The following is a 21,739-nucleotide window of genomic DNA, read 5'->3' on the forward strand; positions in this document are numbered from 1 at the left end:
TCACTTCATCAGGTTTTGCGCCGGCCACGGATTTGCACAGCCGCCCCCATCGCCAATCCCGCCGTACGCTCCAGCGCATCGGCAAAGGCCTGGCGATGCTCAGGCGCGATCTGCGACAGGAACAGCTCGTCCACAGTGCTCTCGTAGATTTTCCACATTTTTTTGCGCAGGATGCGGCCCGCCTCGGTGATCGTGGCAAACGCCGCCCGGCCATCACCGTCGGAACGCGAGCGCACCACCAGGCCGTCTTTCTCCAGGCGATCAACCAGACGCGTGAGGTTGTAACGCTCGATGGCCAGTACATCGGCCAGTTCATGCATACGGCGAGTGCCCTCAGGACCGCTCTCCAGTCCCCACAACGCGTCGTACCAAGCGTACGGCGGCAGTTGCGCCTCGGCCAACCGGCGCTCGATCTCACGGATGACCGTCCTGTGGGCCCTGACAAAACGGAACCATACATCAGGCTCTTTCGACGACATGCAACACCATCCGGGGAATTTCAAGAAGGTTGCAATAGTAGCTCATCCCGGGCTAAATTCGGGCATGTCGTTGCAATTGCAACTATAACTGCGCCACGCCCACAAGGCGTTCGCCGCCTGGAATCCGCTTACCCTGGAGCCTCATATGAACCCGAATAACGCCGCGTCCCTGGACAACGATCCGCAGGAAACCCGCGAGTGGCTGGACTCCATCGAATCGGTGCTGTCGGCCGAAGGTCGCCCCCGCGCCCACTACCTGATCGATCAGTTGCTGGATTTCGACGTCGCGCGCCACGGCGATTTTTACGGACGGGTGACCACCCCTTACGTGAATACCATTGCCGTTGATCGCCAGGTGCCCTACCCCGGCAATCTGGACATCGAACGCCGGACCAACGCATTTATCCGCTGGAATGCCATGGCGATGGTATTGCGTGCAGGCAAACACTCCGGCGTGGGTGGGCATATTGCGACCTATGCGTCAGCCGCAGTGCTGTACGACGTAGGCTTCGACCATTTTTTCCGTGGCCGAACCGACACGTTCGACGGCGACCTGGTGTACATCCAGGGCCATTCCTCCCCTGGCATCTATGGCCGCGCATATCTGGAAGGCCGTATCAACGAAGCCCAACTGGATAACTTTCGCCGCGAGGCCGGCGGCGAAGGCCTGTCGTCATACCCTCACCCACGGCTGATGCCGGACTTCTGGCAATTCCCTACGGTGTCCATGGGGCTCGGGCCGATCACTGCCGCGTACCAGGCGCGTTTTATGCGTTACCTGGAGTTTCGCGACCTCAAGCCACACCAGGGGCGCAAGGTCTGGGCGTTCCTGGGCGATGGCGAAATGGACCAGCCGGAATCCCTGGCCGCCATTTCCGTCGCGGGCCGTGAAAAACTCGACAACCTGATCTTTGTGGTCAACTGCAACCTGCAGCGCCTGGATGGCCCGGTGCGCGGTAATGCCAAGGTGATCCAGGAGTTCGAGAGCCTGTACCGCGCCGCCGGTTGGAATGTGATCAAGGTAATCTGGGGCGGTGGCTGGGATGCGCTGCTGGAAAAGGACCACAGCGGCCTGCTGCGCCAACGCATGATGGAATGCGTGGACGGCGACTATCAGAATTACAAATCCCAGAATGGCGCCTACGTACGCGAACACTTCTTCGGTAAATATCCGGAGTTGCTGGCACTGGTTGCAGATATGTCCGACGACGATATCTGGAAACTCTCACGGGGCGGGCATGACCCGGACAAGGTCTACAACGCCTACGCCGCCGCCGTGCGGCACAAGGGCCAGCCTACAGTGATCCTGGCCAAGACCGTAAAAGGCTTCGGCATGGGCGAAGCCGGCGAAGGCCAGAACATCAACCATCAATTGAAGAAGATGGGGGCCGACGCGGTGAAAGCCTTCCGCGACCGCTTCGGGCTGGAAGTAGCCGATGACCAACTTGACGAAATCCCCTACCTCAAACCCGCCGCCGACAGTGCCGAAGCCCGCTACTTTGCCGCCCGACGCCAGGCCTTGGGCGGCTATGTGCCCGCTCGGCATAGCAGCGTCGCGCCGTTGACGATCCCGCCGCTGTCCGCATTCTCCACTCAACTCAAGGACACCGGCGAGCGCGCGATTTCCACCACCATGGCGTTCGTGCGCATCCTCGGCACGCTGCTCAAGGACCCACATTTGAGCAAGCTGATTGTCCCCATCGTGCCGGATGAGTCGCGCACCTTCGGCATGGAAAGCCTGTTCCGACAGATCGGCATCCACTCCGCCGTCGGCCAGTTGTACACCCCGCAGGACGCTGGGCAACTGAGCTACTACAAGGAGAGCAAGGACGGACAGATCATGCAGGAAGGCCTGAATGAATCGGGTGCCATCTCCTCATGGATCGCGGCAAGTACGTCCTACAGCAACCACGGCCTGATGACCGTGCCTTTCTATATTTTCTATTCGATGTTCGGCTTCCAACGCGTCGGCGACCTGGCCTGGGCGGCCGGTGATGCGCGGGCCCGCGGTTTTCTGCTGGGGGCCACGGCCGGGCGCACTACCCTGATGGGCGAAGGCTTGCAACATGACGACGGGCACAGCCATATCCTGGCGTCAGTGATTCCGTGCTGCGTGGCCTATGATCCGACCTTTGCCTACGAGCTGGCGGTGATCATTCGCGAGGGCATGCGCCGTATGTATGTCGAGCAGGAGGACATTTACTACTACATCACCCTGCTCAATGAAAACTATCCGCACCCGGCGATCCCCGAAGGCGTGGAGGATGGCATTCTCAAAGGTATGTACCCGTTGAGCACACACCCCGACGCACAGGTGCAATTGATGGGCAGTGGTTCGATTTTGCGCGAAGTGATCGCCGCAGCGGCCCTGCTTGAGCAGGACTTTGCCGTACACAGTGATGTATGGAGCGCCACCAGCCTGACTGAGCTGCGCCGTGACGGGCACGCAACAGAGCGCTGGAACCTGCTGCATCCGGAGGGTGAGCCACGCCTGAGCTACGTGGAGCAGTGCCTCGTCGGTAAAGCCGGGCCAATGGTGGTGGCAACGGACTACATGAAATTATTCGCAGACCAGATCCGCCCTTTCGTACACGGCCGCCGCTTTGTGGCGTTGGGAACCGATGGTTTCGGGCAGTCGGATACGCGGGAAGCGCTGCGCGAGTTTTTTGAAGTGGATCGACACTTCATCGTGCTGGCGGCCCTGAAGGCACTGGCAGATGACGGCGCAATAGGCCGTGACAAAGTCGTGGAGGCCATCAGCCGCTACGGGATCAATGCCGACAAGGCAGACCCCGTAGCGGTGTGAGTCACTGCGCAGGCGTTGGCAGGGGTGGAATCGCCTCCGTCGGCGCTGGCAGGTTCGGGTTGGTCGGCGCCGGCGCGGGTTCTGCTGCCGGGGCCGGAGTGGTGTCCGGTACGGGCTCCGGCGCTACGCTTGGCGCGATCGGCGCGGCCTCGGCTGGCGGTGCGAGCGGTTGCGCAGCGGCAGGCGTTGCAGGTGTCTCCTGGGGCGCCTCGACCTTCTCGGCGGCCGGTGCGGCCTTGGGTTCAGGCATGCCAAGCTCATCCTTGGGCTTTTCGGGGATGTGCGCAGCCTGCTTCACTTCCTGGGGCAGGAACACATCCACCAACGCAAAGTAACGCTCATAGAACTTGGGCGCCGAAACGGTCTCGCTCGCCACCTTGACCATCGAGTCATCGGTGGAGCCGATCGGCATCGACACCGAACCCAGTACCCCTACCCGAGACTCGCGGAGTTGTTGACCTTCTTCAGCGCATAGCGATCCTGCAAAGCGTTGGCAAACATCGTCGAATGATTGCTGCCTTTGCCATCCGCGGCACACACCACGTTGAAGCTGATCTGCAGGTGGCTTTCGCCGGTCTGCTGGAAACTCTTGTTACCGGCCACCAGCTTCGGGTCGCTGCTGGTGATGATATAGCCCTGGCTCAGCAGGGCGCGGCGCGCGGCTTCACAGGCCGCTACATCGCTCACCGGGTAGTCGCGGGAAAACGTACCGGAATCGTCGAAATTCTCATGTTCGTAAATAGCGGTCTTGGGCGACGAGCAACCCGCCGCGCCCGCCAGCACCAGCGCCAACCCTAGGTTTCGCAAGTGAAATGATGTCGACATCGAAAATCCTGAGAAAAACAGTCCGGGCGGTATTGTGCAACAGAACGAGGCGTTGGCGCGCGCATTCCTGTCGGTAAAACGTCACAGGCTTTTGGGACCGGTGCCGCTGACTATGACAAGTTTGTTTACAACTTATTCCCCAACTTCCTATTATCGCCCTGGGTGCGCTGCTGCATACGGCACAGCGCAGGTTAAAGGATAAGCGTTGGTCGGGCCGCCAATGGAGATTTGTCGTGCCTGATAAACACCCCGCCATCCCTCGCCCTCAGCGTTTGACCGAGGGCGCACTGTCGGCCCTCGAGCGCTTTTCACGGATTGAAGCCGTCAGCGGCATCGTTTTGCTGCTGGCTGCCATCGTCGCATTGATCTGGGCCAACAGCCCGGCGGCCGACACCTATGAGCACTTCTGGAACACACCGGTCACCCTTGGGTTGGGCGACTACAGTGTGTCGCGCTCCCTGCATTTTCTGGTCAACGACGGCCTGATGACCATCTTCTTCTTGGTGGTGGGCGCCGAGATCCGTCAGGAAATCAAGGACGGCGCGCTCGCCAACCTCAAGCTGGCCACGCTGCCATTGGGCGCTGCGCTGGGCGGCGTACTGATGCCGGCGCTCATTTACACCCTGCTCAACCACGGCACCGCCGCCGCCAGTGGCTGGGCCGTGCCAACTGCGACGGACATCGCCTTTGCCGTCGGCGTGCTGGCACTGTTGGGTAAGTCGATCCCCAGCGGCGTGCGTATTTTGCTGCTGGCCCTGGCGATTATCGATGACATCGTGGCGATCCTGATCATTGCCGTTTTCTTCACCGCCAGCCTCGATTACATGGGGCTGGTGATTGCCGTCGCCGGGCTGGCGCTGGTGCTGGTTTTCCAGCGCATGGGCATCGGCAAGGCCGCGATCTACCTGTTGCCTGGGGCGATTGTGTGGTTCGGCCTGCTCAAGACCGGCATTCACCCAACGCTCGCCGGCGTGATCCTGGGGCTGATGACCCCGGTTAACTCCAAGCCCACCACCGAGCGCCCGCTGGACACCATAGGCCGCACGCTCAACGAATTGATGGAGCGTTTCTCCCAGTCGCCTGAAGGCCCAGGACACGTTACCCAGCCGCTTAAGCAATTGCGCGAAGCACAGCGGGAAATATTACCGCCAGTGCAGCGGGTCCAATCGGCGCTGCACCCGTGGGTGGCGTTCGGCGTGATGCCGTTGTTTGCCCTGGCCAACGCGGGTGTCAGCCTGAGCGGCTTCAACCTGGACGATCCCCTGCCCCAGGGTGTGTTCATGGGCGTCATCTTCGCCCTGGTGCTGGGCAAACCCATCGGCGTGATGCTGGCAAGCTTCACGCTGGTCAAGCTCAACCTCTGCAAGCTGCCGGACGGCGTTACCTGGACGGGTGTGGGCCTGGTGGGTCTGCTGGCGGGGATTGGTTTCACCATGTCGATCTTCATCTCCTCCCTGGCGTTCTCCGACCCGGCTTTGCTGGCGGCGGCCAAGCTGAGCGTATTGACGGCCTCGACCCTGGCGGCGGTCGTCGGCCTGAGCTGGGGCAAGCTCAAGTTCTCAGGCAAGCGGACTTGAGAAAGAAGGCTCAAAGGCTTTAACGCACGCAAAAAAAGACCCCGGCCTTTTCAGGACGGGGTCTTTTCATTCAAGCCGGCATCAGAACTTCTTGATATCTGCCTGGGTTTCCAGCTGCTTGCGGTAGGCCGCAAAATCCTGCTGGCCAATACGCGAAGCGAGGGCGCGGCGGTATTGCGCCTTTTCTTCGTCCGTAGGCGCAGCAGCTTCATTGACACCGTTCAAGCGCACGATCACCTGGCTGCCATCGCGCAGGCTGACGGTGGTGAAGCTCGGCTTGTCCTTGCCCGCAGGCTTGGGCATGCGGAACAGCGCTTGCAGCACCGCAGGGTCGACAGCTTCCTGGCCACGGGTAGCGGCTTCAGTCACCTTCCAGGCCTGGCCGTCAATCGGCTGGCTCAGGGCGATCTTGCCATCACGCAGGCCGGCGATCAGTTCGTCGGCATGGGCTTTGGCGGCAGCGCTCGCACGCTCCTTGGTCATCTGTGCGCGAATCGCCGTGGCAACCTTTTCCAGTGGAATCTGGGCAGGCTTGAGGTGCTCTTTGGCGCGCAGCACGATGATGGTTTCCGGGTCGAGCTCAATGGCGCTGCTGTTGGCACCCTCATCCAGCACTTCCGGGCTGAACGCTGCGGTGACCACGGCACGGTTGGCCGCGACGCCTTCGCCACCTTCACGGCCGAACGGCGCGGAAGTGTGTACGGTCAGCTTAAGATCGGACGCCGGCTGGGCCAGGTCGGACGCTTCGAATGCCGCATCTTCCAATTGCTTGGTCGCTTCGACAAACCGCTGTTCAACCTGCTGGGTCTTGAGCTCGCGGGTCAGCTTGTCTTTCAGGCTGGCGAACGATGGCACCTCGGGTGCTTCAACGCCCAGCAGCTTGATCAAGTGCCAACCGAAGGACGTACGCACCGGCACCGACACCTGGTCCTGCTTCAGGCCGTACAGCGCCGTCTCGAAGTCTGGATCGTAGACGCCAGGACCGGCAAACCCGAGATCGCCGCCATTGCTGGCCGAACCCGGATCCTGGGAAAACTCCTTGGCCAGGGCTTCAAACTGCTCGCCCTTGGCCAGGCGCGCCTGGATGTCTTCGATCTTGGCCTTGGCTTGCGCCTCGGTGACCTTGTCGTTGACCTCGATCAGAATGTGCGCAGCACGACGCTGTTCAGCGAGATTGGCGGTTTCTTTCTCGTAGGCAGCCTGCAGTTCATCGTCCTTGACGGTGACCTGGTCGAAGAACGACGACTTCTTCAGCTCCAGGTAGTCGATGACCACTTGGTCCGGGGTCATGAACTCCTTGGCGTGCTGGTCGTAGTAGGCCTTGACTTCGTCATCGGTGAGTTTCACCGCTGCCGGGTCAGCTTTAACGTTGACGGTGGCGAAATCGCGGGTCTGTTTTTCCAGACGGGCAAATGCCAGCACCTCGGCATCGGTCACGAAACCACTGCCAGCGATGCCTGCGCGAACCTGGCCGATCAGCATTTCCTGAGTCAGCATCTGACGGAATTGCAGGCGGGTATAGCCCAGTTGGCGAACCACCTGGTCAAAGCGTTCGGCGCTGAACTTGCCGTCCACCTGGAACTCCGGCGTCTGCAGGATTACCTGGTCCAAGGCCGCTTCCGAGAAACCGAACTTGGCATCAGCAGCGCCTTGCAGCAGCAGCTTGCGATCGATCAGGCCCTTGAGGGCCGCGTCGCGCAGCAGTTTTTCGTCCAACAGGGAAGCATCGAAATCCTTGCCCAGTTGTTGCATCAGCTGGCGCCGTTGCATATCGACGGCCTGGCTCAATTCGGTCTGGGTGATTTCCTCACCGTTGACCTTGGCCACGTCCTGCTTGTTATTACCCGAAGCCTGGAAAATAGCCTCGATACCGGTGAACGCCATCAATGCGACGATGATCCCGATAATGGTCTTGGCAATCCAGCCTTGTGAATTGTCCCTGATATTTTGCAGCATGCGTCCCCCAGAAACGGTTGAACATCAAAAATAGGCAACCGTGGAGCGTGGGTAGAATCCGGATAGAAGAAAGGCGCATCCGAGGATGCGCCTTCTCGTAACTGGCGGAGCGGACGGGGGTTTGAACTCTGACCCCCGGCGTGGCGACCCAATGGATACGTGGGTCAGCTACCGCTCCGCTGCCAGGCCAGACCTGCGTCCGACCCGGGTAAGCAAAGGCTTGATCGAAGCTTAGTTAACGGCTTCTTTCAGGGCTTTACCGGCTTTGAAACCTGGTTTCTTGGCAGCAGCGATTTGCAGTGCTTTGCCGGTCTGTGGGTTACGGCCAGTGCGAGCTGGGCGGTCAGTCACAGAGAAAGTACCGAAGCCTACCAGTACCACGGAGTCGCCGGCCTTCAGAGCGCCAGTGACGGATTCGATTACTGCGTCCAGCGCACGGCCGGCAGCAGCTTTCGGGATATCAGCGGATGCAGCGATAGCATCAATCAGTTCCGACTTGTTCACTCTAAGTCCCCTTATATATCTATGAGTATGATTCTAAGTTTTTTGGTAAAAAGCAAAAACCAGTGCTGAATGGCCTACAGACACTTAAGAGCCGCTTTATAACAAGGGCTCTAAAAAGCTGTCAAGGAAGCCCCCCAGGCTTCAACACCTTAATGCGTGCTAATTCTTTCCTTGGAATCCGACTCGCGCTTTTCGTCCTTCGCGACAATCTCCGGAGCCACATCCGGCAAGGGCTCCGGCGCGTATTGCAGCGCAATTTGCAGGACTTCGTCAATCCATTTAACCGGTTTAATCTGAAGATCCTGCTTGATATTGTCAGGAATTTCCTTCAAGTCGCGAACATTCTCTTCAGGAATGATCACGGTCTTGATTCCACCCCGGTGTGCAGCGAGTAATTTCTCTTTCAGCCCACCGATGGCCAATACCTGGCCGCGCAGGGTAATTTCCCCGGTCATCGCCACATCGGCGCGCACCGGAATACCGGTCAATGCCGACACCAGCGCCGTGCACATGCCTACACCGGCGCTCGGGCCGTCCTTCGGCGTCGCGCCTTCCGGCATGTGGATATGGGTGTCGTGCTTCTCGTGGAAGTCCAGGGGAATACCCAGGCTCCTGGCGCGACTGCGCACCACGGTCTGCGCGGCGGTGATCGATTCGACCATCACATCGCCGAGAGAGCCGGTCTTGATCAACTGGCCCTTGCCCGGGATCACGGCAGCTTCGATGGTCAGCAACTCGCCGCCCACCTGGGTCCATGCCAGGCCAGTCACCTGCCCTACCTGGTCCTGCTGCTCGGCCAGGCCGTAGCGGAATTTACGCACACCCAGGAAATGCTCCAGCGCGTCGGCCGTTACCTTCACCGAGAAGCGTTTTTCCAAGGAATGTTCCTTGACCGCCTTGCGGCAGATTTTCGCGATCTGACGCTCAAGGCCCCGTACACCGGCCTCGCGGGTGTAATAGCGCACGATGTCACGGATCGCTTCGACGTCAAACTCGATCTCGCCTTTCTTCAGGCCGTTGGCCGCAGTCTGCTTGGGCGCGAGGTATTTGACGGCGATGTTGATCTTCTCGTCTTCGGTGTAACCCGGCAGACGAATCACCTCCATCCGGTCCAGCAATGCTGGTGGAATGTTCATGGAGTTGGAGGTGCACAGGAACATTACGTCAGACAGGTCGTAGTCGACTTCCAGGTAATGGTCGTTGAAGTTGTGGTTCTGCTCGGGATCGAGCACCTCAAGCAACGCCGACGCCGGATCGCCACGCATGTCGCTGCCCATTTTGTCGATTTCATCGAGCAGGAACAGCGGGTTGCGCACGCCCACTTTTGTCATCTTTTGAATCAATCTTCCTGGCATCGAACCGATGTAAGTCCGGCGATGGCCACGGATTTCCGCTTCGTCACGCACGCCGCCGAGGGCCATGCGCACGAACTTGCGGTTGGTCGCACTGGCAATCGACTCGGCCAACGAGGTTTTACCCACCCCAGGCGGACCGACCAGGCACAACACCGGGCCGCGAATTTTCTTCACGCGCTTTTGCACGGCGAGGTATTCAAGGATACGTTCCTTGACCTCTTCAAGGCCGTAGTGGTCGGCATCGAGGATTTCTTCGGCGCGGGTCAGGTCCAGGCGTACCTTGGTCTGAGCCTTCCACGGCACCTGCACCAGCCAATCGATGTAGGAACGAACCACAGTGGCTTCGGCCGACATCGGCGACATTTGTTTGAGCTTGTTCAGCTCGGCCGTAGCCTTGGTCAGCGCGTCTTTCGGCAGGCCGGCGGCATCGATACGCTTTTTCAGCTCTTCGATTTCGTTGTGGCCTTCCTCGCCGTCGCCGAGTTCTTTCTGAATGGCCTTCATCTGCTCATTCAGGTAGTACTCGCGCTGGCTGCGCTCCATTTGTTTCTTCACGCGGCCGCGGATGCGCTTCTCAACCTGCAGCAGGTCGATTTCGCCATCCAGCAGCGCCAGCACATGCTCGACACGGGCCGACAGATCGATGATTTCGAGAATATCCTGCTTCTGCTCGATCTTCAGCGCCATGTGCGCAGCCATGGTGTCGACCAGGCGACTTGGCTCATCGATGCTGTTGAGCGACGAGAGGACTTCAGCCGGGACTTTCTTGCCCAACTGCACATACTGCTCGAACTGCGAAAGCAGGCTGCGCACAAATACTTCGGATTCACGTTCAGGGGCTTCGACTTCGTCGATCAGCGCCACTTCGGCGCGCAGGTGACCATCCACCTCCATGAAACGCTCTACCGCGCCGCGCTGCTCGCCTTCCACGAGTACCTTGACGGTACCGTCAGGCAGCTTGAGCAATTGCAGGACAGTCGCAACGGTGCCGACCCGATACAGGGCGTCTTCGCCTGGATCATCATCAGCAGGATTCTTCTGGGCCAACAGCAGGATCTGCTTGTCGCCCGTCATCGCGGCCTCGAGGGCTTCGATAGACTTCTCGCGCCCCACGAACAGCGGGATAACCATGTGCGGATAGACGACGACATCACGCAACGGCAGGAGAGGCAATTCGATGGTTGTCTTCATGATTTCGCCTCTATGACAGTTGAAAAATAAGCTTGAAACCAAGATGGGGGTTGCATGCAAAAAAAACAAGCGCAATGCCAGCACTTAAACGCATGAATAAACGCGATTTAATCTGCCACCCCGCAAAAACACCCGAAAAAAACAAGGGGCCCCGAAAGGCCCCTTGCTTGTACCGCCACTGCAAAGACGCTTACGCGTCAGGTGCAGCCTTGGCAGCCGGCTCACTGTTTTCGTAGATATACAGTGGCTTGGACTTGCCTTCGATAACGCTTTCGTCGATCACCACCTTGCTCACCTCGGACTGCGAGGGGATTTCGTACATGGTGTCGAGCAACACGCCTTCGAGGATCGAACGCAGACCACGTGCACCGGTCTTGCGCTCCAATGCCCGCTTGGCCACTGATTTGAGCGCGTCGGTACGGAACTCGAGGTCCACACCTTCCATCTCGAACAGCTTGGCGTATTGCTTGGTCAGGGCGTTTTTCGGCTCGGTGAGGATCTGAATCAAAGCCGCCTCATCCAGCTCGTCCAACGTCGCCAGGACCGGCAGACGACCGACGAATTCCGGGATCAGGCCGAACTTGACCAGATCGTCAGGTTCGACTTCACGCAGGGACTCGCCTACCTTCTTGCCTTCTTCCTTGCTACGCACTTCCGCGCTGAAACCGATGCCGCCACGGGTGGAACGCTGCTGAATAACCTTTTCCAGCCCGGAGAACGCACCGCCACAGATAAACAGGATGTTACGCGTATCGACCTGCAGGAATTCCTGCTGCGGGTGCTTGCGGCCGCCCTGGGGCGGTACCGAAGCGACCGTGCCTTCGATCAGCTTCAACAGTGCTTGCTGCACGCCTTCACCGGAAACATCCCGAGTGATGGACGGGTTGTCCGACTTGCGCGAGATCTTGTCGATTTCGTCGATGTAGACAATACCCATCTGGGCCTTCTCTACGTCGTAGTCGCACTTCTGCAGCAGTTTCTGAATGATGTTCTCGACATCTTCACCCACATAGCCAGCCTCGGTGAGGGTGGTGGCGTCGGCGATGGTGAACGGAACGTTCAGCAGGCGAGCGAGGGTTTCCGCAAGCAGGGTTTTACCCGAGCCTGTAGGGCCGATCAGCAGGATGTTACTCTTGCCGAGTTCGACTTCGTCGCCTTTCTTGTCACGCTGGTTCAAGCGCTTGTAGTGGTTGTACACCGCTACGGCCAGAACCTTCTTTGCACGCTCCTGACCAATTACGTACTGGTCAAGGATGCCGCTGATTTCTTTAGGCGATGGGAGTTTGTGCGCACTGCTCTCGGCCTGGGCTTCCTGCACCTCCTCGCGGATGATGTCATTGCACAGGTCGACGCATTCGTCGCAGATAAACACCGAGGGGCCGGCAATCAATTTGCGTACTTCATGCTGGCTTTTGCCACAGAAGGAGCAATAGAGCAGCTTGCCGTTGTCCTCGCCGTTGCGGGTGTCAGTCATTCGTTCGATCCAAATCCGATAGGCTTGCAACACAAGATGAAGGCTTATGCGGGCTTTTTCAAGCCCGCCAGTGGTCGGACATGCCGACCAGCCCTATTTTGAGCGGCTTATATTAAGCGGGGCGCTTTTCGATCACTGCGTCGATCAACCCGTACTCACGGGCGGCTTCAGCGCTCATGAAGTTGTCACGGTTGGTATCACGCTCGATTTCTTCAAGTGTGTGCCCGCTGTGCTTGGCCATCAGCGTGTTGAGGCGCTCACGAATGAAGAGGATTTCCTTGGCATGGATTTCGATGTCCGATGCCTGGCCCTGGAAACCACCCAGTGGCTGGTGAATCATCACGCGTGAGTTCGGCAGGCAGTAACGCTTGCCCTCGGCGCCGGCGGTCAGCAGGAATGCACCCATGCTGCAGGCCTGGCCAATGCAGGTAGTCGACACGTTCGGCTTGATGAACTGCATGGTGTCGTAGATCGACATGCCCGCAGTCACCGAACCGCCCGGCGAGTTGATGTAGAGATGGATGTCCTTGTCCGGGTTTTCCGCTTCAAGGAACAGCAGTTGCGCACAGATCAGGTTGGCCATGTAGTCCTCTACCGGGCCAACCAGAAAGATCACTCGCTCCTTGAGCAGGCGCGAGTAGATGTCGTAGGCGCGTTCACCACGAGCGGACTGCTCGACAACCATCGGGACCAGGCCGCCAGCGGCCTGGATATCAGAGTTCTGCTGAATATAGGAATTACGGAACATGCTCTGCAGTTACTCCCAAATAGTCATGTCTTGAAAACGCATAAGCCAGCGCGAGGCTGGCTTATGGTTGAATTTCCAACGAGTTGGACAATCAGTCGGCTTGTGCTGCTTCCGCCGGTTTGACTGCTTCTTCGTAAGAGACCGCTTTATCGGTCACCTTAGCCTTCTGCAGAACAGTATCCACAACTTGTTCTTCCAGCACAACCGAACGTACTTCGTTCAGCTGCTGGTCGTTCTTGTAGTACCAGGACACGACCTGCTCAGGTTCCTGGTAGGCCGACGCCATTTCCTGGATCATTTCGCGAACACGGTCTTCGTCTGGCTTGAGGTCGAACTGCTTGACCACTTCAGCCACGATCAGGCCCAGCACGACGCGGCGCTTGGCTTGCTCTTCGAACAGCTCGGCCGGCAGTTGGTCAGGCTTGATGTTGCCACCAAACTGCTGAACCGCTTGTACGCGCAGGCGATCCACTTCGTTGGACAGCAGAGCCTTAGGCACTTCGATCGGGTTGGCGGCCAGCAGACCGTCCATGACCTGGTTCTTGACCTTGGACTTGATCGCCTGACGCAGCTCACGCTCCATGTTCTTGCGAACTTCGGTGCGGAAGCCTTCGATACCGGTTTCCTTGATGCCGAATTGCGCGAAGAACTCTTCGTTCAGCTCTGGCAGCTTAGGCTCGGAAACGCTGTTGACGGTCACGGTGAACTCGGCGGCTTTGCCGGCCAGGTCCAGGTTCTGGTAGTCAGCAGGGAATTCCAGGTTCAGAACGCGTTCTTCGCCGGCTTTGGCGCCAACCAGGCCGTCTTCGAAGCCAGGGATCATGCGGTTGGAACCCAGCACCAGCTGAGTGCCCTTGGCGGAGCCACCAGCGAATACTTCGCCGTCGACCTTGCCAACGAAATCGATGTTCAGTTGGTCTTCGTTCTGGGCGGCACGCTCGACCACTTCGAAACGGGTGTTCTGCTTGCGCAGGATTTCGAGCATGTTGTCCAGGTCCGAATCAGCCACTTCGGCGCTCAGGCGCTCGATAGCGATACCGTCGAAGCCCGCTACTTCGAATTCCGGGAACACTTCGAATACGGCTACGTATTCCAGGTCCTTGCCAGCTTCCAGGGACTTGGGCTCGATCGAAGGCGAGCCAGCCGGGTTCAGCTTTTGCTCGACAACGGCTTCGTAGAAGGAAGCCTGGATCACGTCACCTACAGCTTCCTGGCGCGCATCGGCACCAAAACGACGCTTGATTTCGCTCATTGGCACTTTGCCTGGACGGAAACCAGCGATCTTGGCCTTCTGGGCAGTCTGCTGCAGACGCTTGTTGACCGCAGTCTCGATACGCTCTGCCGGCACGGTGATGCTCAGGCGGCGCTCGAGAGCAGTAGTATTTTCAACAGAAACTTGCATGGATATTCCTCGTTGCACAGACATTAGCCGGCCATTTCCGACCCCAATCAAGGGCATGCATTCTAGTGGGTCAAACTCAAGAAGTCACCCTACTGAAAATACACCCGGAAACCGCCGGCAATTTATCGGTACGAAGGCACTGAAGTACCCCGCCCCGGTGACAAATACAGCCAATTGCGCCAGGGCTCTGCGCCGCCCTTCTATATATAGAAGAAGCTGCCATTCATCTCCCTGACGGCCCACGCCGCGAGCGGAGCGGACAGGCAACGCGGCATCATCGAGACACACAAATACGACGAGACGCGCTGCCGATGCGGCCCAGTACCTGCGACCGCCGAGATAATCAAACCGCCAAAACCAAAAAAGGCGCCAGACTGTTAAATCTGGCGCCTTTCGAATATGGGGTGGACGAAGGGGATCGAACCCTCGACAACGGGAGTCACAATCCCGTGCTCTACCAACTGAGCTACGCCCACCATATTGCGTTAACAAAGAAACCAAACCACTTCTTTGTTAAACCCTGCCCTGCCTGACGGCCTAGCAACGTTTTATTTGGTGCGGATGAAGAGACTCGAACTCTTACGCCTCGCGGCGCTGGAACCTAAATCCAGTGTGTCTACCAATTCCACCACATCCGCGCTTGAAGCTCTTAAAGCAAAGGCGCCAGACGATTAATCTGGCGCCTTTCAAATATGGGGTGGACGAAGGGGATCGAACCCTCGACAACGGGAGTCACAATCCCGTGCTCTACCAACTGAGCTACGCCCACCATCTAACGCTACTTGTGCCAAAGCTGCCTAATGGCGCACCCGGCAGGACTCGAACCTGCGACCATCCGCTTAGAAGGCGGATGCTCTATCCAGCTGAGCTACGGGCGCCTGATTAATCTGTACTCTTGGAGGATTACAAACTAAGTGTTTCCAGCCTTGCAGCACAACAATTCTGCTCGACCTTCTAACCAGTGCTAGGCTGTGCCCGACAAGTGCGACGAATAGTATAGAGGGTCCCGAAACCCGTCAAATCTTTTTTGAAAAAAACTGATTTTATTTAAGGGGTTAGGGCAATTTGCAGACCAAGCGCCTTTGCCCTCGCGCCCTGGCGTGCGAGAATGCGCGCACTTTTCTTCCCCCTCTCGATGGTTAATCACGCGTAATGACTGCACAACTTATCGACGGCAAATCAATCGCCGCCAGCCTGCGCCAGCAGATCGCCAAACGCGTCACCGAGCGTCGCCAGCAAGGCCTGCGCACGCCTGGCCTCGCGGTGATCCTGGTCGGCAGCGATCCTGCCTCTCAGGTTTATGTCTCGCACAAGCGTAAAGACTGTGAAGAGGTCGGCTTTATCTCCAAAGCCTATGACTTGCCTTCGGAGACCACTCAACAGGCCCTGACCGACCTGATTGACAGCCTCAACGATGACCCGAACATGGACGGCATCCTGCTCCAGTTGCCGCTGCCCGAGCATCTGGACGCCTCCAAACTGCTGGAACGCATCCGCCCGGACAAAGACGTCGATGGCTTCCACCCTTATAACGTCGGCCGCCTGGCCCAGCGCATCCCACTGCTGCGCCCCTGCACGCCCAAAGGCATCATGACTCTGCTGGAAAGCACCGGGGTCGATCTGTATGGGCTCGACGCGGTTGTGGTTGGCGCATCGAATATCGTCGGCCGCCCCATGGCGATGGAATTATTGCTGGCCGGCTGCACCGTGACCGTTACCCACCGCTTCACCAAGGACCTCGCCGGCCATGTGGGCCGCGCTGATCTGGTGGTGGTCGCCGCAGGCAAGCCGGGCCTGGTCAAGGGTGAGTGGATCAAGGAAGGCGCAATCGTCATCGACGTCGGCATCAACCGTCAGGATGACGGCAAGCTGGTGGGCGACGTAGTTTACGAGACCGCCCTGCCCCGCGCCGGCTGGATCACCCCGGTTCCCGGCGGGGTAGGCCCGATGACCCGGGCGTGCCTGCTGGAAAACACGCTGTATGCAGCAGAAACCCTGCATAGCTGATAACCAGACGTACTGAAAAAGCCCTGCCTTCGTGGTAATGCTGTTCACTTAAGCATTTGAGTCCAAGCCGGGCTTTCTAGAGAATCCGATGTCAGACCCCTGGCATCGGATTTTTTTATGCCCATTCAGCAGCAGTTGCTCGACCTCGGCGATCTCTTCAATTTTTCTGACCTGAGCACCTTCACTCAGAACATCCCTATCGAGTGGGTAGCGAGTGCGCTGAACCTCTCGGCGCAAGCTACGATACGACGGCGCCGTTTGCCGAGCGATCAAGTTCTTTGGCTAGTTTTGGGCATGGCTCTGTTCCGCGATGAGCCTGTTCATGAGGTCGCCAGGCGTTTGAATATCTGCGCGCAAGGCTTGGCTTCTGATCAGTTGCTGGCCCGAAGCGGGGTAACTGAAGCTCGCAAAAGGCTGGGCGCTGACCCAGTTGAATCGCTGTTCCGTCAGACCGGTAAACATTGGGGCAACGAGCGCTACGAGGGAGATGACTGGAACGGTCTACAGGTCTTCGCGGTGGACGGTGCACTACTGCGAACTGCTGACTCACCTGAGCTCAGAGAACATTTTGGCTCCGGTAATACCGGCACCGACCGTCAGACCCCGTTTCCGATGCTGCGGCTCGTTGCGCTGATGAATGTCCGTTCGCATGTCATCCTCGATGCGCAGCTCAGCCCTTATCGGGGCAGTGAAATGCGGTTGGCCGGAACGTTTCTGGGGCAAATTCCGGACAATTCGATCACCTTGTTCGACAAAGGCTTCTGGGGCGCGGATCTACTGCTAAGCGTGGTGGGCGGCGGCGCGAACCGACACTGGCTGACACCTGCTCGCAAGAATTTGGTCATGGAGGAAGTAGAGCGCTACGGCGAGCACGACCGTCTCGTCCGGATGAAGGTTTCCCCTCAGGCACGTAAACGAAATCCTGAGTTGCCCCTGAGTTGGGAAGTGCGTGAAGTTAGCTATGAAAGCCATGGAAAAGTCAGATCGCTGCTTACCTCTTTGCCTGTCGAGGACTACGACACCGCAGCTGTGGCTGAGCTGTACCTGGAGCGATGGGAGATTGAGCTGGGCTTCAGGGATATCAAAAGCTCGATGCAACAGAACGCGGTAACGCTGCGCAGTAAGAAAGTCGAGCTGATTTATCAGGAGGTCTGGGGGCTTTTGCTGGCTTATAACATTATTCGTCGAGAGGCCAGCCAAGCCGCTGTAGCGTTCGGCCGCGCACCTTCGGATATACGGTTCAAGCCTGCCTGCCAGTACATAGCGGTGCAGTTGATAGTGATGGCAGCCGCTAATCCGGTATCGGCAACAGGAAGGAGGCTAAGCGAGCTGAGGGGAGGAGTAGGAGGAATGTTTCTGGATCACCGCCCAAGGCCGGGAAGGCCAAGGACGGTGAAGATTTCCAAAACCCGGTACCCAGTGGACCGTAAGGCTGCTCCGCTTAAGTGAACAGCATTACTGCCTTCGTGGGGCTTTTTTATTGCTCGAAGAAAGCCCGTTTTATTCATAGCTTTCAAGTAGTTTCGTCGAGCAAACCACACCTCCAGTGCATTGACTTGCTGGAGGTTAATACTCATGACGAATACTCGAGGCCATTGCCTACAGCGTAGATATTGGCCAAGCGTGGGCTGTTCATAGGCACCGATGAGCGGAGACCACTATGCGCGCGCGGAAGGCCATCCAAGCGCAGCGGCATCCCGCTTCATTGCAGCGTTATGCAGCAATATCGACGGATAGAGTCGTACACCGACGAATAGCGTCTGCATAAAACAAAAGCATAAAGGATGATTAAGGCCAAGCAAATTGGGGTGAGACTATTCCGGTACCAGGGAGATATTGCAATCTCCAGCACCCTGCCAACGATTACCTAATCACAAGCCTGACATGTTCGTTATTCTCTTGTAGAATCCTCCGTTGATCGCCAGTGCTCGACACACTCAAGAAAAAAGCTACAGAAAGCAGTTAAGCTTTCAGAGCAAAAGCAAAGCCAGACAGTAGTAAAAAAAGGACGTGCTTTATCCATGGAGAAGGAAATGAACTTATCGAAGTACGTTGCAGGCATTGATGGCTTGCGCGCTATCGCCGTGATGGCTGTTTTATTGTTTCACACTGGGCTATCAACCTTCGGCGGTGGCTATGTCGGAGTGGATGTCTTCTTTGTAATCAGTGGATATTTGATCACAAATCTGATTACTGACGAAGTAAAACAGACAGGAATGTTTTCTTTTAAGATGTTCTACACCCGGCGTATTCGGCGTCTATTCCCCGCGCTATTCGCTACAATTTTACTAACATTCGTATTCGCCATACTAATATTTACCCCACAGCACTTTCAGCGGTTTGGCGGGGAAGTCATAAGCTCAATACTGTCAGTCTCTAACTTTTTTTCTGGAGTGAAAGTGGCTATTTCAATACCGCTTCGGAATTCAAGCCATTACTTCATACTTGGTCTCTTAGTGTCGAAGAGCAGTTCTATTTGCTTTGGCCGGCCGCTCTGGTTTTTCTATTAACTAGAAAATCTAGAAGCGCTGCGATAATCGCTATCGTGGTGAGCGGCATCACCAGCCTTATTCTAAATATAGTGGTTACCGACGGTGGCATTGCTTCTGCGGGCTGGTGGCAGAACCTAATGGGTGAGAAAGCCAGCGACACTGTCTCTCTGATATACTTTTTCACACCGTTCAGGGTTTTTGAATTTGCTATCGGTGCTGCATTGGTGTGGATCCCGAAGGCTAAAGAACAGACGCTTAAGCTTGACCTCTTAATGGTCATCGGTCTATCGCTTATATTTTTTGCTGTTTTCTCTTATACGGAAAAAACACTATTTCCGTCCTACAATGCGCTGGCTCCATGTATTGGCGCAGCCTTAGTGATCTATTCAGTAAATGCAAAGTACGCCGGCTGGGTTGTACGCAACAGAATCATGGTTAAGATTGGCCTTATGAGTTACTCAGTTTATCTAGTGCACTGGCCGATCATCGTATTCTACAAATATTATACAAAAATAAACCTTGATCTCATAGCGCAGTTAGTCATAGTAACCGTGTCACTAGCCTTAGGATTTATCTTCCAGCGTTATATCGAAACTCCTTTCCGCAAAAGTGCAAATGCGAAAAGCATAGCGCCAAAACTCGGCTTTATACCGGCCTGCGGCGCTCTTGCCGCTTTCATAAGCATCACCGCCGTAACTGCTTTAACGGGCCATGGTTGGCAGTGGCGCCTTAGCCCTCTTCCGGCAGGTGTTGCCGAACAGTTGGCAAACTCCAAACAGTTCCATATGGACCAATACGGCGGCGCGGACTACCCATGGAAGGGGTGGATAAGCGGGGGGCAGAACGGTATGGCCGACATGGTTGTGATTGGCGACAGCCATGCGCGACATTACGCGACGGGCCTTGACCTTGAAATCGCCAAGCCCCTCAATAAAAGCATCTACATCAGCGTTTATGGGTGCATGATGTTGCCAGGCATGACAAAAATCGTTCCAGGTGAAGACCACGACAAAGGCTGTCAAAGCGCACTGGATAACGCGCTGGACGTGATAGACAAAAGCCGTAATACAATCGTCGTCATTAGCCAGTTTTGGATGGAGCAATTAGTGAGCGCTGCGCCGATAAATACCAAACAGAAAATATTGAATGGCACAGAAGATGACGGCTACCGATTTGTAACGGAGAAATTGGCAGAGCTAAAAACCCGAATTGGTAACAGACAGCTTGTGATTGTAGGCAACGTACCAGGCGCTGGCAAATCTGACGTAATCGGGTGCTTCAGTCGTCCTAGATTTTTTTCTTCTGACTGCGAACAACATCTGGGGGTTAAGGAGGATGGTACTCCCACCATAAGCGGTAATTCTGCGCTTGAAAGATTTGCCGCTTCAACACCGAACGTTACCTTTTTAAACCCGTTCAGTGCCTTTTGCGAAGATCATTTTTGCAAGGCATATGGCGATGAAAAAGTTTACTACAGTGATTCATTTCACCTATCAAAGGCGGGATCAGTGGTTGCGATCCATGCGTTCAAAGATAAACTTGTCTCAGCTTTAAACTACCGCGACTCCCTCAGAGGCAATAACTAGCAGAAGCACGGAAAACCCTGGACCGTCCGACCAGTTGTCGCGGACTAGCACCGATAATGTGAATGTGGGCGCCTCGGCATCGCCATTGTAGCCCCTGTGCGGACCAGGGCCAACCCGCGTGGAGATGCCGTGCATCATCTCGCAACCCAGGCACTCGAAGAAAAGATCGATCTCCTTAGCCTTTATTCATTTTTCTCTGAGGGCGATGTGAGAGTTCTACACTCCGACAACGCGACTTATGAATTTAATTCTTCTGAGCAACAATATAGCCAGATATGACGCGACGAAAACAATTCCAGAGAGCACGGGTATATTGGTGTAAGGGGTACTGAACAACATCGGCAGCAGTGACTCAAGGGCGCTACCGCACACATCTAAAAAAATCACATGAATCAAATAAATACCAAAACTACATGCACTGACAGAAGAAACGAGACGATTAATGTTTTTTGCTGGATCAAGAACATATATGCCGGATAAAAACTTGATACAAACAAACCAAGACGCTGATGCAACGACAACCAGCGGAGAGAGATAACTATAAAAATCACCGACAAAAATACCGTCATTGTTTGCCGTCAAATAAGAAGTCATGCATGCAATTATCGAAAAACAAATGAGCATTGATAACACGGCAATAACTGCATGATAAGACTTGTAATCTTTTTTTCCAAGTAGATAGCCAAGAACAAAATACCCAATATAGCCAGAAACATAAGAAAAATCGAACTGCCATTTTACGCCAAAATACTTATCAACTAGCGGAGATACCGTCATAGACAAAAACCAAAGCGCACAGTAATACACCAGAACGCCATCAGTACCTGAGGCGATAACAACTCTAAGCAAAGGCAAAAACATATAGCACCCGATTATTGCATACAGATACCACAGATGATAACTAACAGGGGTAAAGATAAATTTACCGAAATTACCGAAATCGCTAAACTGGGAGCCTTGGTAGTATACTTTCCAGAACACATATATTACTGACCAGAAAACCAGAGGCCATAGGACCCTATTAATTCGCTTGGCAAAAAAAACGGAAACAGATTCACTCTTGCGTAAAAGCAAAAAACCAGAAGACATGAAAAACAATGGTACGCATGAGCGAACAAACGAGTCGTAAATATTTGCGATATTCCATTCACTCTGCGATATCTCACCGAGCTGATAGAGATAGGGTGCAGCAACATGCAATACCACGACCATAGCTATCGCTGCAGCTTTTACATAATGCACCCACAGACACTGATCGTTTTTCAATTTCAACCACGCTATTGACTATTTACGGCCATGTGAAGACCGTGAGCTTGCCTTAAAAGTCGCCTGAATCC

At 56.1% G+C, this 21,739-nt stretch carries 13 protein-coding genes, 4 tRNA genes and 2 pseudogenes; 6 read left to right on the forward strand and 13 right to left on the reverse strand.

What is annotated here, in order from left to right; translation table 11 throughout:
- Window positions 1-8: 8 nt before the first annotated feature.
- Window positions 9-479: a MarR family winged helix-turn-helix transcriptional regulator gene (locus C4J93_RS16510; protein ID WP_124429946.1), complete on the reverse strand. Its 471-nt coding sequence runs from the start codon at window positions 477-479 to the stop codon at window positions 9-11.
- 145 nt (window positions 480-624) lie between these two features.
- Between C4J93_RS16510 and aceE the strand changes: the two genes are divergently transcribed.
- Window positions 625-3,285 carry a pyruvate dehydrogenase (acetyl-transferring), homodimeric type gene (gene aceE / locus C4J93_RS16515; protein ID WP_124429947.1) on the forward strand — a complete coding sequence of 887 codons (2,661 nt, stop codon included), beginning with the start codon at window positions 625-627 and terminating at the stop codon, window positions 3,283-3,285.
- Between the two features lies 1 nt (window position 3,286).
- Here the strand turns inward: aceE and C4J93_RS16520 are convergent.
- Window positions 3,287-4,110: pseudogene (locus tag C4J93_RS16520) on the reverse strand (DUF2242 domain-containing protein).
- Window positions 4,111-4,343: 233 nt separating this feature from the next.
- On the opposite strand from C4J93_RS16520, the gene nhaA reads away from it, so the two are divergent.
- Window positions 4,344-5,687, forward strand: a complete 1,344-nt coding sequence (gene nhaA / locus C4J93_RS16525) for a Na+/H+ antiporter NhaA (RefSeq protein WP_124429948.1) — start codon at window positions 4,344-4,346, stop codon at window positions 5,685-5,687.
- A gap of 81 nt (window positions 5,688-5,768) precedes the next feature.
- Here nhaA and C4J93_RS16530 read toward each other — a convergent pair whose 3' ends face one another.
- The 10 genes from C4J93_RS16530 to C4J93_RS16575 form a co-directional block, all read right to left on the reverse strand.
- Complete coding sequence (locus C4J93_RS16530) at window positions 5,769-7,643, reverse strand: SurA N-terminal domain-containing protein (RefSeq protein WP_124429949.1); 1,875 nt, start codon at window positions 7,641-7,643, stop codon at window positions 5,769-5,771.
- A 231-nt stretch (window positions 7,644-7,874) separates the two neighbouring features.
- A complete protein-coding gene (locus C4J93_RS16535; protein WP_003174819.1) occupies window positions 7,875-8,147 on the reverse strand; it encodes an HU family DNA-binding protein in 273 nt (90 codons plus the stop codon).
- A 149-nt stretch (window positions 8,148-8,296) separates the two neighbouring features.
- Complete coding sequence (gene lon / locus C4J93_RS16540) at window positions 8,297-10,693, reverse strand: endopeptidase La (protein ID WP_124367501.1); 2,397 nt, start codon at window positions 10,691-10,693, stop codon at window positions 8,297-8,299.
- Between the two features lie 190 nt (window positions 10,694-10,883).
- Window positions 10,884-12,167 (reverse strand): ATP-dependent Clp protease ATP-binding subunit ClpX, encoded by a 1,284-nt coding sequence (gene clpX / locus C4J93_RS16545; RefSeq protein WP_010209414.1) that lies wholly within the window; start codon window positions 12,165-12,167, stop codon window positions 10,884-10,886.
- Window positions 12,168-12,279: 112 nt separating this feature from the next.
- Window positions 12,280-12,915 (reverse strand): ATP-dependent Clp endopeptidase proteolytic subunit ClpP, encoded by a 636-nt coding sequence (clpP, locus tag C4J93_RS16550; RefSeq protein ID WP_003174822.1) that lies wholly within the window; start codon window positions 12,913-12,915, stop codon window positions 12,280-12,282.
- Between the two features lie 91 nt (window positions 12,916-13,006).
- Complete coding sequence (gene tig / locus C4J93_RS16555) at window positions 13,007-14,317, reverse strand: trigger factor (RefSeq protein ID WP_124363387.1); 1,311 nt, start codon at window positions 14,315-14,317, stop codon at window positions 13,007-13,009.
- Between the two features lie 400 nt (window positions 14,318-14,717).
- Window positions 14,718-14,793, reverse strand: a tRNA-His gene (locus C4J93_RS16560).
- Between the two features lie 77 nt (window positions 14,794-14,870).
- Window positions 14,871-14,955: transfer RNA gene (locus C4J93_RS16565), tRNA-Leu, on the reverse strand.
- A gap of 55 nt (window positions 14,956-15,010) precedes the next feature.
- Window positions 15,011-15,086 (reverse strand) — tRNA-His (locus tag C4J93_RS16570).
- Between the two features lie 32 nt (window positions 15,087-15,118).
- Window positions 15,119-15,195, reverse strand: a tRNA-Arg gene (locus C4J93_RS16575).
- 274 nt (window positions 15,196-15,469) lie between these two features.
- On the opposite strand from C4J93_RS16575, the gene folD reads away from it, so the two are divergent.
- From folD to C4J93_RS27765, 4 genes and pseudogenes are all read left to right on the forward strand, one after another.
- Complete coding sequence (gene folD / locus C4J93_RS16580; protein WP_124371143.1) at window positions 15,470-16,324, forward strand: bifunctional methylenetetrahydrofolate dehydrogenase/methenyltetrahydrofolate cyclohydrolase FolD; 855 nt, start codon at window positions 15,470-15,472, stop codon at window positions 16,322-16,324.
- Window positions 16,325-16,441: 117 nt separating this feature from the next.
- On the forward strand, window positions 16,442-17,773 hold the full coding sequence (locus C4J93_RS16585; protein WP_372238146.1) for an IS4 family transposase: 1,332 nt from the start codon (window positions 16,442-16,444) through the stop codon (window positions 17,771-17,773).
- A gap of 638 nt (window positions 17,774-18,411) precedes the next feature.
- Window positions 18,412-18,834 (forward strand): acyltransferase family protein, encoded by a 423-nt coding sequence (locus C4J93_RS27760; protein WP_372238184.1) that lies wholly within the window; start codon window positions 18,412-18,414, stop codon window positions 18,832-18,834.
- Window positions 18,795-20,402 (forward strand): annotated as a pseudogene (locus tag C4J93_RS27765) (acyltransferase family protein); the annotation flags it as partial. The gene C4J93_RS27760 and the pseudogene C4J93_RS27765, both read left to right, overlap by 40 nt.
- A 216-nt stretch (window positions 20,403-20,618) precedes the next feature.
- Here the strand turns inward: C4J93_RS27765 and C4J93_RS16605 are convergent.
- Complete coding sequence (locus tag C4J93_RS16605) at window positions 20,619-21,668, reverse strand: acyltransferase (RefSeq protein WP_124429952.1); 1,050 nt, start codon at window positions 21,666-21,668, stop codon at window positions 20,619-20,621.
- Window positions 21,669-21,739: the final 71 nt, after the last annotated feature.

Origin of the sequence: Pseudomonas sp. R2-37-08W, assembly GCF_003851705.1 — a bacterium.
In the GTDB taxonomy this organism is placed as follows: domain Bacteria; phylum Pseudomonadota; class Gammaproteobacteria; order Pseudomonadales; family Pseudomonadaceae; genus Aquipseudomonas.

What these genes read in the sequence shown, in the direction of transcription:
- C4J93_RS16510 (WP_124429946.1), bottom strand. Translation starts at nt 479, where the DNA reads ATGTCGTCGAAAGAGCCTGATGTATGGTTCCGTTTTGTCAGGGCCCAC.
- aceE (WP_124429947.1), top strand. Translation starts at nt 625, where the DNA reads ATGAACCCGAATAACGCCGCGTCCCTGGACAACGATCCGCAGGAAACC.
- C4J93_RS16530 (WP_124429949.1), bottom strand. Translation starts at nt 7,643, where the DNA reads ATGCTGCAAAATATCAGGGACAATTCACAAGGCTGGATTGCCAAGACC.
- lon (WP_124367501.1), bottom strand. Translation starts at nt 10,693, where the DNA reads ATGAAGACAACCATCGAATTGCCTCTCCTGCCGTTGCGTGATGTCGTC.
- clpX (WP_010209414.1), bottom strand. Translation starts at nt 12,167, where the DNA reads ATGACTGACACCCGCAACGGCGAGGACAACGGCAAGCTGCTCTATTGC.
- clpP (WP_003174822.1), bottom strand. Translation starts at nt 12,915, where the DNA reads ATGTTCCGTAATTCCTATATTCAGCAGAACTCTGATATCCAGGCCGCT.
- tig (WP_124363387.1), bottom strand. Translation starts at nt 14,317, where the DNA reads ATGCAAGTTTCTGTTGAAAATACTACTGCTCTCGAGCGCCGCCTGAGC.
- folD (WP_124371143.1), top strand. Translation starts at nt 15,470, where the DNA reads ATGACTGCACAACTTATCGACGGCAAATCAATCGCCGCCAGCCTGCGC.
- C4J93_RS16585 (WP_372238146.1), top strand. Translation starts at nt 16,442, where the DNA reads ATGCCCATTCAGCAGCAGTTGCTCGACCTCGGCGATCTCTTCAATTTT.
- C4J93_RS27760 (WP_372238184.1), top strand. Translation starts at nt 18,412, where the DNA reads ATGGCTGTTTTATTGTTTCACACTGGGCTATCAACCTTCGGCGGTGGC.